The 13,154-nt window shown below is 51.8% G+C and carries 11 protein-coding genes; 7 read left to right on the forward strand and 4 right to left on the reverse strand.

Translation table 11 applies throughout. The features are described from left to right. Window positions 1-11: 11 nt before the first annotated feature. Entirely contained in the window at window positions 12-1,325 is a 1,314-nt protein-coding gene (locus tag G7Y43_RS07065; RefSeq protein WP_165045493.1) for an acetyl-CoA hydrolase/transferase family protein, read from the reverse strand. A 376-nt stretch (window positions 1,326-1,701) separates the two neighbouring features. On the opposite strand from G7Y43_RS07065, the gene G7Y43_RS07070 reads away from it, so the two are divergent. The 7 genes from G7Y43_RS07070 to G7Y43_RS07100 all read left to right on the forward strand — a co-directional run bounded on the left by G7Y43_RS07070 (window position 1,702) and on the right by G7Y43_RS07100 (window position 9,709). After that, entirely contained in the window at window positions 1,702-3,717 is a 2,016-nt protein-coding gene (locus G7Y43_RS07070) for a sigma-54-dependent Fis family transcriptional regulator (protein ID WP_165045495.1), read from the forward strand. Between the two features lie 46 nt (window positions 3,718-3,763). Continuing rightward, window positions 3,764-5,179 (forward strand): hypothetical protein, encoded by a 1,416-nt coding sequence (locus G7Y43_RS07075; RefSeq protein WP_165045497.1) that lies wholly within the window; start codon window positions 3,764-3,766, stop codon window positions 5,177-5,179. Between the two features lie 21 nt (window positions 5,180-5,200). After that, the gene (locus G7Y43_RS07080; RefSeq protein ID WP_165045498.1) at window positions 5,201-6,511 is read left to right on the forward strand and encodes an acetyl-CoA hydrolase/transferase family protein; all 1,311 of its coding nucleotides are present in this window, start codon (window positions 5,201-5,203) and stop codon (window positions 6,509-6,511) included. A gap of 31 nt (window positions 6,512-6,542) precedes the next feature. Next, window positions 6,543-6,794: a hypothetical protein gene (locus G7Y43_RS07085; protein ID WP_165045500.1), complete on the forward strand. Its 252-nt coding sequence runs from the start codon at window positions 6,543-6,545 to the stop codon at window positions 6,792-6,794. A 1-nt stretch (window position 6,795) separates the two neighbouring features. Further along, on the forward strand, window positions 6,796-6,993 hold the full coding sequence (locus G7Y43_RS10820) for a CooT family nickel-binding protein (protein ID WP_165045502.1): 198 nt from the start codon (window positions 6,796-6,798) through the stop codon (window positions 6,991-6,993). 268 nt (window positions 6,994-7,261) lie between these two features. Continuing rightward, the gene (locus G7Y43_RS07095; protein WP_241158187.1) at window positions 7,262-8,701 is read left to right on the forward strand and encodes an ATP-binding protein; all 1,440 of its coding nucleotides are present in this window, start codon (window positions 7,262-7,264) and stop codon (window positions 8,699-8,701) included. An 87-nt stretch (window positions 8,702-8,788) separates the two neighbouring features. Beyond that, entirely contained in the window at window positions 8,789-9,709 is a 921-nt protein-coding gene (locus G7Y43_RS07100) for a DNA-binding protein (RefSeq protein ID WP_165045506.1), read from the forward strand. On the opposite strand, the gene G7Y43_RS10825 is transcribed toward G7Y43_RS07100, so the two are convergent. The 3 genes from G7Y43_RS10825 to G7Y43_RS07115 all read right to left on the reverse strand — a co-directional run. Then, window positions 9,657-10,166, reverse strand: coding sequence for an ORF6N domain-containing protein (locus G7Y43_RS10825; RefSeq protein WP_206215100.1), 510 nt, complete (start codon window positions 10,164-10,166; stop codon window positions 9,657-9,659). The genes G7Y43_RS07100 and G7Y43_RS10825 overlap by 53 nt on opposite strands. 406 nt (window positions 10,167-10,572) lie before the next feature. Further along, a complete protein-coding gene (locus G7Y43_RS07110) occupies window positions 10,573-11,139 on the reverse strand; it encodes a hypothetical protein (protein ID WP_165045508.1) in 567 nt (188 codons plus the stop codon). A gap of 12 nt (window positions 11,140-11,151) precedes the next feature. Beyond that, a partial coding sequence (locus G7Y43_RS07115; RefSeq protein WP_304518542.1) for an MBG domain-containing protein occupies window positions 11,152-13,154 on the reverse strand: 2,003 nt, incomplete at its 5' end.

The raw sequence follows: 13,154 nt of genomic DNA on the forward strand, positions 1-13,154 counted from the left end.
ACAAGAACATGCTAGAGAAGTAAACCTGCCTCTTGGGCTTCCTTGCGAAGCTGATCGCGGAAATCCGGATGAGCGATGGAAATCATAGCCTCGACGCGCTCGGGGATACTCCGGTCCTTGAGCTTGACAATGCCCCACTCGGTGACCACGTAGTCGGCAAGGCTACGCGGAGTTGTGACTGCTGTACCCTGAGGCAGGCTCGCAACAATATTGGAGTGCACCACACCATCCTGATCAGTAAACGTTGAGTGTAGGCAAGCGAAGAATTTTCCGTTCTTAGACATATAGGCAGCAATGGCAAAGTCAAGCTGTCCGCCCGTGCCACTCACGGCATCATACCCGACACCCTCAGAAGCGGTCTGACCGGTAAGGTCAGACATAATTCCAAAATTGATAGCCATGAGGTTATCAAGCTGGCTAGCGATCCGCGGGTCATTCACCCAACCCTGGTAACGCTGCTCAACATCGGGACAGGTCTGGCACCATTCATACATGCGCTTTCCACCAACATACAGCGGGGAAACAATTTTGCCTGGTGCTATCTCCTTCTTGGAGCCATTCACAACACCGGATTCAACCAAGTCGATAACGGCCTCGCAAATCATCTCCGTGTGAATCCCGAGATCTTTCTTGTCGGCAAAAGCCTCGAGAATCGCGTTAGCCAAAGCACCGAAACCAATCTGGATGGTGGCACCATCCGGCACCTCGCTCGCAACATACTCGGCGATTTTGATCTCATTTTCATCAGGCTGAGCCAAAGGCACCTCGGGTAACGGATGATCTCCCTCGACAATGTAGTCAACTTGAGAAACATGGATACGAGTCTCGTCGATTCCTCGAACGAACGGAGTCTCCCGATTGACCTGAACAACCTTAACGTCACAAATCTCCATACAAGCACGTGTGGCATAAGCGCCGAAAGGCCCAACGCTCATGTAGCCATCCTCATCCGGAGCGCTGACCTCAGTGAAAACCATATTAGGTTTGTAGACATCAGTCATGAGCTTATCGATGTGCTGGAAGTTGAAGGAGTTCAAGTGAATATTGCCTTGTTTGATAAGCATACGTTCGATGGGGCCAAGAAAAGCACACTCGTAGCCAATATGACCCTTACCAGCAGCAGTGGCCCACTTGAAGGGCGCCAAGAAAAATCCGCTGACACAAGTGACATCATGGAGTTCTTCCATGCGCCCCTCGATAGCCTTACCGATGTCCATCGGCGCAGTCGCCATGGGGCCAAACCAGAAAACATCGCCGTCCTTGATGAGACCGGCTGCCGCTTCAGCGGTGATCAACTTGCTCTCGTAATCTTTCTTCCACTCCATGTCGCACCTTTCTCTTTCTTTGGTTCGCAATCTTGCTATCAGGTGCACATGCACCTGATTAAAGCAAATATCAGGTTGCCATAAGGACATCACTCCGCACACCTCACGTCACATGCCATTCCCCTGAGTCGAACCTCCTTCCCTTGTCGCATAGCGTGAGGTTTTAAGAAACGCCCTCTCTATACTTCTCTCCCTGCAAGGCTCATGCCAAGTCCATCGACGAATGATTGGCAACAAGAACGGTGCAGTTATCCCACATACTCGATGTTTCGTGGTTTTTTCTGATTAATTTCTGCTTCACGATTGTGTAAGGTACGGCAACAAGTCGTAAATGAATTTACACACTTCAATACACTCTGCGGTAACGGAGTAACACATGGACGACATAACCTTTAAAGCACGCTATCAATCGGCCCGTACGGGCTGGAAGAATTTCGTCGCTGACAAGGACTTCGACAAAAACACTGGCGTTAATCCAGATGTCTACCAATCATGGATAGAATCACGCGCAGCCGGCGTCTCTGCACTTGAAATGCAGCTCCCTCCCATTACCAAGCAAGACAAGAGCCTCGTAAACCAAGGCTACACCGATTACACCATCTTCCTTCATGATCGATTCTCTGCCTTCTTCCGCAAAAAGGAACGCCTCCTATCCATATTCGGAGGAGTTGGCCTTTGGATGGACAATCACTTGCAGGTGTTTCATAAACTTGGCGATTCTAAACTCATCGACAAACTGCGCGAGGTCAATATCAAATACGGAACATCGTTTCGCGAAGATCGTATCGGCACGAATGCCGTCGCCTTAGCCAACCAACTTAATGCAGAAACCTGGGTTATCGGTGACGAAAATTACCATCGAGCACTTAAGGAATACGTTACCTGTAGTTCGCCTCGTATGCGGCAGGGCTTCGTCGAGGGTTTCATGATGCTCATTTTCCCCCTGTCGGAATTCAACGAAACCAAGCTCTTTCTATGTGATTACATGCTCGATGCGTTCTATCATCTTTACGACGATGAAGAGAGATTGGAGCACGCTTCTCGAAACATGATCATTAAGGCTTCGCTCAGAAGAACCAACTCCTGCTATTTTGTATGTGACACCCTTGGCAGACTCGTTGAAGCCAGTGACAATTTCTATCGTCTAATGCGAACCGACCCACAGCTTGTCGCAGGAAAGCCCATAGACACCACATTCACCTTTGTCCCTTCGCTGTCCAATCGCTTCGCGGGAAAGAAAGAGGAAACGTTCCAATGCACCATCAAGGAGCCTCAAACTGGCACCGCGCGCCGGTATACGGTTGAGAGCTTTCCTGTCATGGTTAACAGCTCATATAGTTCCGGCACACTTTTCATTCTGACAGATGCTAAATCAATGTCTGAGTATATCAAGAGAATGTCGAGCAAGAGAAACCCTTACACCTTCGACCAGATTGTGGGCAATTCAGAGTCTTTCCGAAACGCCATTCAACTCGCTATAGCAGCCGCGAAAAGCTCGAGTAGCATTCTCATCCAAGGCGACAGCGGCACGGGCAAAGAGCTCTTTGCCCAAGCCATACACGCTCAACGCTTCCCCGATACGGACAAACCCTTTGTGGCCATCAACTGCGGCGGTTTATCTCGAGATTTACTGAACTCTGAGCTTTTCGGCTACGTGGAGGGTGCGTTTACCGGAGCCAAAAAAGGCGGAGCTCCCGGCAAATTCGAACTCGCCAACGGAGGTACGCTCTTTTTCGACGAAGTCGGAGAAATGCCCTTGGAAATGCAGGCTGCCCTTCTTCGCGCTCTTGAAGAACGCGCCATCACCCGCGTGGGGGGCTCAATGCGCACCCCCATCGACGTCCGCATTCTTTCGGCAACGAATCGCGATCTATGGCAAATGGTACAAGAAGGTACCTTTCGGCTCGATTTATATTACCGCCTCAACGTTATTTCCATTCGGATCCCTCCCTTAAGAGATCGCAGAGACGATATTCTCATGCTCGCCAACCATTTCATCGAAGACTTCTCTTCTGAACTTGGCAAGAACATAATCGGTTACTCCGAAGAATACGAGCGTCATTTATTGGCTTATGACTGGCCTGGCAATGTTCGCGAACTTAAAAACGTCATCGAGCGCAGCGTCAATCTCGAAGAAGGTCCGCTACTTATCGATTGCTCCTATCTTCGCTCGCTCAGCAGAAGCGCCCATAACGAAAAATACGGAATTACAGGATCTGCGGAACTGTTTACCTCACTCAGACCATCGAACTATCAGGATTACGAAAAAATCCTCATTGAAGAGCTCTTAATCACCCACCGTGGAAATAAAACCAAAGTTGCATCGGAGTTGGGTATCTCCCGAAAAACGCTCTACAACAAGATGCACCGATATGGCATGAGCCTTTCATAGTAGTCTCAATCTGCCCCACGATTATGCCGAAAGAAGGTCAACCCTCTTGGTATTGTCAGCCAGCATAAGAGCAACCCCGAAAGCAACAGCAACAACCAAGCAAACCATTAGCGCACACCAGCTGCTTCGCTCCCAACTCATCGAGACTCCATGCATGGATCTCAGAGGTCTTCTTATCGAAGCCGTCGCCAACAATCCCCTTCTTGATGTGAACGAGGAGAGCGAGGTTTTCACCAACGGAGAGAGAGCTATCGGTTTAGCGGAGGGGCAAAACGACAGCGTGACCGCAAATGTCAACGTCAGCAGCACTATCTCCGTTCATCGCTTGACCCGACTGTCGACCCCATCACTTAAGGATGCGCGCGATTATGCCGCCTCGCAGCCTGACAACATCGACTATCGTATAGACCTGCGCCTTTCCCTGCTCAAAGAGTTCCGTACTGCGCAGTCGCAGGCAATCGCGGAGGCAGTTATCGATATGCTCGACGAAAGAGGATACTTCGTCGGAAACCCAAGCGCCATCGCCATGAAATGCCACTGCTCGGTAGAGTCTGTCAATGCGACACTCGATCACATTCAGCTTTATTTTCATAACGGAATTGGCGCGCGAAACGCAATCGAAGCGGTATGTCTGCAACTTCCCGAGACGTGGCGCACGCTCGCGTCTGACGTCCTCACGAATAATCTCAGAGACATGAAAGCAGGACATTATTACAAAATAGCTAAAGAGCACGGGATATCAGAGAAGCGACTATTCGATCTTCTCGCAGAATTGAAATCCATTGAATTAGTCCTTCCCTCCCTCGATGAGAATAACGCCACAGCCTATGTGTATCCTGATATCATTGCCCGTGTTACCCATGGTTGTCTTGAAGTAACTATTCCCGGAAGAGAACCCCCTCCTCTCCGAATGAGCAATTATCTTAAGCTTCTCAACAACAGGTCAATTTCCGACGAAGATCGCTTTTTCATTTCAAAGAAAGCTCGCGAGGCTCAAGATTTCCTATCTGCACTTGATGCCCGTACTACCCTATTGGAGAATTTCGCCCACCTCCTCATACAAAAAGAATGCGATTTTCTCACAACAGAAACGGCAAGACCCCGCCCTCTGAGAATGGATGATGTTGCTGAACAGCTTGGCGTCAGCACCTCCACTGTCAGCCGCCTCTGCAAGAATAAGTTCATACAAACGGGTCGCGGACTGCTTCCTTTTGGTTATTTCTTCAAGAAGAGCTTTGTCGTCGTTGAAACTCCCTCTGGACAACAAGCGCTTCAAAGCGATAAAATCTCCCAATTGGTAGAATCTATGATCGCCAACGAAGACCCAACCAAACCCCTGAGTGACCAGCAAATCGCAGAGAACATTAGCAAAACAGCAGGCATTGTGCTTGCTCGGCGAACTGTTGCTAAGTATCGAAGCAACGCAGGCATTCCTAATAGTACTGCCCGTCGAAAGCAGTAACTCAACAGGAAGGATCTCAGGATGAACTGGATCAAGGAGTATCAGGCGCGTCTCAGCTCGCCTGAAGCAATACTTGATTGTTATATCAGCAACAATATGAGCATCATGGTGGGTGGAATGTTCTCCGCCGTGGCCCTGTTGCAGCCTCTCCTTCGCCGTATTGAGGACGGTCTTTACTACGGCATCGAGATGTTTGGGTCATCTCTTGATGGCCCCTACGATTTCGCAAATCTCAAATGCTCGCCCAATCAATTCAAGCTTCACTCCTTTTTCGCGGGAGTGAACGAACGCAGTGGCTTTAGCAATCCCTGCATACAACCTTTTCCGATGAAATACAGCAATTTGGATCGCATTATGGCTAAGATCAAACCCGATCTTGTCATAGCCATGGTTACTCCCCCCGATGACGAAGGCTACGTAAACCTCGGTGTCAACGGAATGATTGCTTCTGCTCTCCCCTTCTGCACCCATGCGGTCGCCCAAGTGAACAGCAAGCTTCCTCGCTGCAAGGGCGGAATAATGCGTCACCATATATCAGAGTTTGACGCTTTCGTGGAAAACGACCAGGAGCTTTACACCTACCCCCTTCCGACGATCACTCCTGAAGACGAGATGATTGCGGGCTTCGTTGCCGAGCGAATATCTGACGGGGCATGCATTCAACTTGGCATTGGCACTATTCCTAACGCTATAGGCAGAGGACTAAGAAGCCATGAGCACCTGGGCGTTTTCTCTGAAATGATTTCCGATATCATGCTCGAATTAATGGAGACTGGAGTCATCGACAACAGCAGGAAGACACTCATGCCAGGGATTACCGCCGGGGGATTCGCCATGGGCAGTACACGCGAATTCTACAGCACCTTGAGCAGGCGCGACGATATAGAGATTCTTCCCTTTTCCAAAATCTGCGACATACCAACCATTGCGAGCCACGACAACTTCGTTTCCGTCAATTCAGCCCTATCTGTCGATTTGACAGGACAGGTTTGCGCCGAAAGCATCGGGTCTCGCTACTATTCGGGAGCAGGAGGACAACTCGATTTTATGACAGGAGCGCAACTATCGAAAAACGGTCAATCGTTCATCGCCCTGAAAAGCGCAGCGCATACCAAACATGGCTTGGTATCGAGAATTGTACCAACCCTTGAGCCTGGAAGCGTCATCACAACCCCTCGGACTTGCGTCCAAAACATTGCGACGGAGTACGGCTGTGTTGATCTCTCTTTGTGCAGCGCGAGAGAAAGAGCCGAGAGATTAATTAGCATCTCACACCCCGCCTTTCGCGAACAGCTTGCACATGATGCCCGAAAGTGCGGCTATCTCAGCTAATGTCGCACAAAACGAATTGAAAGGACTAACCATGAGCTATCACCACGAACACGAGCACAATCATCATCACCACGACGCCGTTGAGGCATCAACCACCAGCGAAGAAAAGATCGCTTTGTTGCGCTACATGCTCGCCCATAACACTCATCATGCTGAGGAACTTGCCACTCTCTCCATGAACGCCTCCGAAAAAGCCGAAGCTGTCTTCTCTCGTGCCCTCGTACACTTCAATGAATCAAACGCTCTTCTAGCCGAGTACATCCAGATGATCGAGGCTGATTAGTATGTGCCTAGGAACCGTTTTCGTAAGCCATGACGGCATTGACGAGCAAATCTGTACAAGCGTAACACATGTGGATATCCAAGACGAAGCCTTGGTTTTCACCGATCTTCTTGGGTGCCATACGAGAGTTCAAGGCATGATTTACGAAATGGATCTAGCTGAATCACGCATCTATGTAAAAGAAAGCCTTCCCTCATAGCGAAGCCTCCGAAATTAGATAGTCTTTGACACGCGCTGGCCCTTTGGCGCATCGGTACGAAAAGGGCGCATCACTGCCCTCTGGCAACGATGCGCCCTTTATTACATGCTGTGGCATTCTTGGAATTCAAGCGGGTCTGCGGCACGATGCGAAGTGCGATGCGAAGTGCGGCTTCGCGGGCACGTGCTCTCCCATTCGTAATCTGGGGATTCACAAATTGTCAGCCATTTATAGTGGTACGTTTATTATAATCGTACCACTATAGATAATGCTCATTCCTAAGGAGACTCCCTTGGTCTTTGTCGGACGCGAACGAGAGCTGAAAACTCTTCAAGAATCTTATGAAACGCCCGAATTCCAGATGCCTGTCATATACGGACGGCGACGCGTGGGGAAAACAAGCCTTATCAATCAGTTTGTGAAGGACAAGCCGACCATTTTCTTCTCCGCCCGCGAAACTACCGCGCAGGAAAACCTCCGAGCACTCAGCAGAGCTATCGCAGAGTCGACAGATCTTGGCTCGCCCCTGCCTACAGACGCCCCTGCTCCTCTCTTCCCATCCTTCGAAGAAGCGTTCGCCTACATCTTTAAGCTCGCCGAAAACAAGCGCCTCGTTTTCGTCATAGATGAGTATCCCTACCTTGCCAAAAGCGACAAGTCAGTTTCTTCTTTGCTTCAGCATGCAATCGACCATCGCAGTTTCAACTGTCAACTCTTTCTCGTTCTGTGTGGCTCTTCCATGAGCTTCATGGAGCATCAGGTTTTGGGGTACAAAAGCCCTTTGTATGGTCGCCGTTCAGCACAGATCAAGGTAAATCCCTTTGGTATACAACAGGCATCGTCCCTGCTTGAAGGTGTGCCTGCCGAAACCATCGTGTCGTGGTACGGAATCACAGGGGGAATTCCTCTCTATCTTAACCAATTCAATTGCAACCTTTCCTTACAAGAAAACATCGCGCAAAATGTATTACGCACCAATTGCTTCCTCTTCGGCGAGCCCGATTCGTTTTTGCAGCAAGAACTGCGCGACCCGGCAAATTACAACGCCATCATTCAAGCGGTTGCGTCTGGAGTAGGTAGAATGTCTGAGATAGCAAACGTCTCGGGCATTTCCACGACATCGCTTGCTCCCTATTTGAATTCGTTAATTGAGCTGGGTATTTTAAGGAAAGAGCAGCCCGTCATAGACACAAACAAAAAGAAGATGCGCTATGTGCTGAACGACAACCTATTCCGATTCTGGCATCGCTTCGTCCCGCGCTACCTCACCCCGCTGCAAGCGGGTCGGGAAGACGCCGTTGCAAAGCTCATTTACGAAAGCCATCTGTCGACTTTTTTGGGGCCAACATTCGAAGACGTGTGTCGCCAATGGCTTGTAGACAGAATGGGCAGCGAATACATCCCTCTTATCTTAGAGATGGGTAGATGGTGGGGAACCGACCCTAAACGTAAAGAGCAAGCCGAAGTTGACATCGTGGGCCTGTGCGACGACGACTCGATGATCTGCGGCGAATGCAAGTGGCAGACGAAGCTCACGGACGTCGAAGTCCTGCGAACACTTGAACATCGTTCGGAGCTGATTACAGGGAATCGGGATAAGCGGTTGTTTCTCTTCTCGAAAAGCGGGTTCACCGAAGAATGTCGCAAAGCCGCGAAGGAGGTCGGCTGTAGACTTGTTTCTCTTACAAATATGGATTTCGAAGCATAAGTGCAATTATTGCCGATACCGGCAATAATTGTTCATCTCTGCTACACTTACGACAGCAGGTTCTTGCCGCAAGGAAAGTGGGCGACGATGGAGTTTCTTTCTGCAGCCGAAATTGCCACGCTCTGGGGTGTTTCTGAACGAAGCGTTCGTAACTATTGCGCTCAAGGTCGTGTTCCTGGCGCAGTTACGATCGGTAAAACATGGAGTATCCCCGCCGATGCGGAAAAGCCAAAGCGCGCAAGCAAGCACCAGGCAAACGAGAACAAGCAGGATAGCAGCGCCCTTCTCACGCGCCTGCTTGAGGAAAAGTCCGCAGCGGTTCATGGCGGAATCTATCACAAGCTCCAAATTGAGCTTGCCTACAACTCCAATCACATGGAGGGGTCGCGCTTGTCGAAGGATCAGACACGCCTGATCTTCGAGACATCTACCGTCAGCGACGAGGGCGCTGCACTGCGCGTTGACGACATTGTTGAAGCGTCCAACCACTTCCGATGCGTCGACTATTGCCTGGAAAACGCGCGGAAGCCCTTGTCAGAGAAGATGCTCAAAGACCTCCATCGCTTACTGAAAGCGGGGACGTCTGATTCTAGCCTGTCATGGTTTGCCGTAGGCGACTACAAGCTGCTCCCCAACGAAGTTGCGGGCAACATGACGGTAGAGCCAGAGGGCGTTTCTTCCGCAGTCGGAAAGCTTCTTACCGATTATTGCCCAAAGCGCCAGCATACGCTTGACGAGATTATCGACTTTCATGTGCGCTTTGAGCGCATCCACCCCTTCCAAGACGGCAATGGTCGCGTGGGCCGTCTCGTCATGTTGAAGGAGTGCCTTGCAAGCAACGTCGTTCCCTTCGTTATCGCGGAAGACATGAAGGCGTTCTACTATCGCGGGCTTTCCGAATGGGACAATGAGCGGGGTTTTCTTACGGACACCTGCCTTGCCGCCCAAGATCGTTTCAAAGAATGGATGCGTTACTTCCGCATACCATATGCAGCGGAGAAGCCGTAAGGAGCTTTAGCTCCACACCTCGCACTTGCTCGAACATGGCAGCGTTGCTGACGATGAAGTGACGCATCTCAACGAAGGACTTCATGATTTGCACGCTTACATCAATGGCGACCTGGCTGCGAAGCACCGCTGACAGCATTGCAACGCCTTGCTCGGTGAATACCTGTGGTGAGTAGCACCACCACGAGTCCTGAATTCGCAGATTGGGGTGTAAGGTCGCAATTTGCGACCTTAGGGCATTCTCTTCCGTCTTGGTTACCCTAAAGCAGAATTCTTCCGGAAACCGCACCCTATTCCTGCGCACTGCTTCATTGATGCGCTTAGTCTCGACCTGATACAGCGTCGCGAGATCACTGTCGAGCATGACTTGTGTACCACGCACTGTATATATGAGGTCGCGTATGATCGGCTCGTTCTCAGGGACGATTGAGACCGATGTGTCTTCTTCCGCCTTCACGGGCTTGATGGACGAGTCCTTCTCTTCTCCTGCCGTGATTTACGCCCCTTTGCTCTTAATCTGATGAGGTGAATTATACTGAACGGGGAAGGCGCTTGTGCGGAAGTGCCTTCTTTGTCAGTCTTTACGCGATTGCGACACATGGTGAGCCTTTGCCGCGCAGCTCTAAGAAACCCGTACATTAGAGCGAAGAAAACAAGAAAGGAAGAACGTGCGGCCGTCCGCACCGATTTTGCGTGCAAGCGCTCATCGATGCGTTGTGAAACGGTGTACCGACAAACTGCGGAACGCCACACCGAAGCAAACGCAATATACACTGTACCGTAACGAAGGGGCTGCATCGGGAGTTTCTTGATGCCCTTGAAGCAGCCCCTATGATGTCGTGTGTGAGAGCGGTGTTGGCCGATTAGGCCGCCTTGGTTAGGCTTGCCAGAATGGTGGCAAGCTCTTCGGGAGTGTCGAAGGTGCGTGGATCGTCGGCGTCGCCCACCACGACGACCTCGCCCTTCCACGTGGTCGGACGCACCTGCGAGACATCGGCCGCAGGTGCGGGTGCGTCGTTGGCGGCATCGTCTTGCTTCTCGGCTTCGAACTTATCGGTGCGGATGAAGTAGCGCGGCTGGAAATCGTCGGGCTCGGGGAAGTCCTCGCGTGTGAAGTTGTACTTCAGGCCATCGATCACAGCCGCCACGTTATCCTGTACGGGGAAAGCGGCGTCCAGCGGCAGCAAACCCTTTTCGCTGTTGAATGCAGAGACATCCCCTACATACACGGTACGAATGCGACGGCGGCGCACTTGCTCGAACCGCACGATAACGGCAATTCCCAGCGCAATGACAACCCACCAGATAATTGACAGCACCAAATCGAGCGGGTTGTCCACGCGATTAAAGCCTAGGTAGTACCACAGCCACAGCAGAAACGCCGACAACAGGACCAGCAGGGCAAACACGATGACGTTGCTCTTCTTCATGGTTGCCCTTCCCTACTCGTTCGATCCGGCGGCTGCCATGGCGGGCGCGCCCTTGCGGAACAGGGGATCAGCCCCACCGCCCACATGGGAAGACGCCGCGGGGGCGGGGTCATCGCCCCCGGTGAGATTGTCTTCGTACTTCTTCAGGCGACGCGAGAACAGCGCCCGACGAATAGCCACACACACCGAGAACAGCGCCGTTGCGATGATGCCCAGAATGATGTAGAAGTGCACCCAGCAACTTACGTGCTCGGCAGCAGCAAGCGGCGTAGCGGCATCTTCGATATCCGACTGAGCGAGCGGCGTGGCGTCGTCGCCGATAACGGCCTCGGCCGCACCCTCAAGCGCATCTACGATGGGGGTAATTACCGGAGCCAACGTACCATCAGGCACCACACCCGGCGTAGGTGTAGGTGCAGGCGTCGGGGTAGGCGCAGGCGGCACAGGCGGTGTGGGCGGCGTCGGCGGCACCGGAGCAGCCGTGATGGTGAAGTCCCCCGGCACAACGGTAATGTCGTAGTTCGGGTTCGCCAAATACGTTGCCGTCAGAGCATCGGGGTAGATACCCACAGTCTCATTGTCGTTGCTACGCACGTAGTTAACAACGCCCAAGTCGCCATCGGCCACTAGGCCGTCAACCAAACCCGTAAAGACAGGATCATCAGCACCCTCAACCTTGCTGGCGTTATTCACGGTAATGGTCACCGGTGCAGGCGCGATGCTGATTGTCGCAGAAACCGGATCCGTTTCAGCGTAGTTCAGAGCCTGAGCCTTCACGTACACCGTATGTTGCCCGGCATCTGTATAGCTCGGATTGGTCTCAGACCATGGGCCGTCTGCCGAAGTCGCGTACAGCAACGTGGAACCCTCTACCGCAGCAGATGCAGTAACCTGCGAAGGTAGCCCATCGTAGACCTTATTCATGCCGTTAGCATCAGCATCGATTGTTACCACATTCGCGTTAGAGTCGATGATAGTGAAATCACCTGGCTCCACCGTGTAGGTATAGTTATCGCTCAGGTTCTCAACAACAGCTGTCAAAGTGTCCTCATACATACCAACGTCGACATTGGTGTCAGTATCAATGCGAGAGTAAACCACATTGCCAAACGTATCCATGTCCTTGGCAACAAGGCCCTCGTCGTTGGTCACGTTGCCCTGAGCATCAACCTGCGCCGCACTGGTAGACCCATCGAACTCAGGATCATCGTCGCCGAACATCTTCGACTTGTTGTTAACGGTGATAACAACCGGACGCGGGGTGATCCGGTAGGTCACCGAAGTTGTACCAGAGTAGTTACCCGTGCCGGTGACGGTTACGGTAACTGTGCCGACATTGGTGACGTCCTCGCTGTAGGACAGCGTGTAGTCGGTGTCCTTGGTAAGGGTCGTATTGCCATTCTTGACAACAGGCTCTTGCTTTTGCTCGCTACCGTTGTAGGCAACGTTAGCCAAAGTATCTACCGTCATGTCTTGGGTAGCTACGCCCTTAGGCTCGATGGTTAGCGTGCCAGGTGTAGTCGTGATGGCGTAATTGCGCGTTACCTCGGTCTCGCCAGCCCAGATCGTGACATCCTTGTCTGCGGTGATGGTGCCCTCGTGGGTGCCTACGTTTATGCCCTTAGCCTCGGCCGTCGCCCGGTACGTGTGGCCCTCAACCAAGTCTTCGCCATCATTGCTGACGCTGATACCAGTCAGCGTGATCTCGCTGCCGGTATAGGTGCGCGTGTCAGACTCGCCGGTCAAGGTGATCGGACGCGGGGTGATCCGGTAGGTCACCGAAGTTGTACCAGAGTAGTTACCCGTGCCGGTGACGGTTACGGTAACTGTGCCGACATTGGTGACGTCCTCGCTGTAGGACAGCGTGTAGTCGGTGTCCTTGGTAAGGGTCGTATTGCCATTCTTGACAACAGGCTCTTGCTTTTGCTCGCTACCGTTGTAGGCAACGTTAGCCAAAGTATCTACCGTCATGTCTTGGGTAGCTACGCCCTTAGGCTCGATGGTTAGCGTGCCAG

Origin of the sequence: Adlercreutzia sp. ZJ138, from assembly GCF_011038935.1 — a bacterium.
Lineage (GTDB): Bacteria > Actinomycetota > Coriobacteriia > Coriobacteriales > Eggerthellaceae > ZJ141.

Coding starts and splice junctions, on each gene's coding strand:
- G7Y43_RS07110 (WP_165045508.1), bottom strand. CDS start 11,139: ATGAAGAAGAGCAACGTCATCGTGTTTGCCCTGCTGGTCCTGTTGTCG.
- G7Y43_RS07085 (WP_165045500.1), top strand. CDS start 6,543: ATGAGCTATCACCACGAACACGAGCACAATCATCATCACCACGACGCC.
- G7Y43_RS07070 (WP_165045495.1), top strand. CDS start 1,702: ATGGACGACATAACCTTTAAAGCACGCTATCAATCGGCCCGTACGGGC.
- G7Y43_RS10820 (WP_165045502.1), top strand. CDS start 6,796: ATGTGCCTAGGAACCGTTTTCGTAAGCCATGACGGCATTGACGAGCAA.
- G7Y43_RS07095 (WP_241158187.1), top strand. CDS start 7,262: ATGCTCATTCCTAAGGAGACTCCCTTGGTCTTTGTCGGACGCGAACGA.
- G7Y43_RS07065 (WP_165045493.1), bottom strand. CDS start 1,325: ATGGAGTGGAAGAAAGATTACGAGAGCAAGTTGATCACCGCTGAAGCG.
- G7Y43_RS07100 (WP_165045506.1), top strand. CDS start 8,789: ATGGAGTTTCTTTCTGCAGCCGAAATTGCCACGCTCTGGGGTGTTTCT.
- G7Y43_RS07080 (WP_165045498.1), top strand. CDS start 5,201: ATGAACTGGATCAAGGAGTATCAGGCGCGTCTCAGCTCGCCTGAAGCA.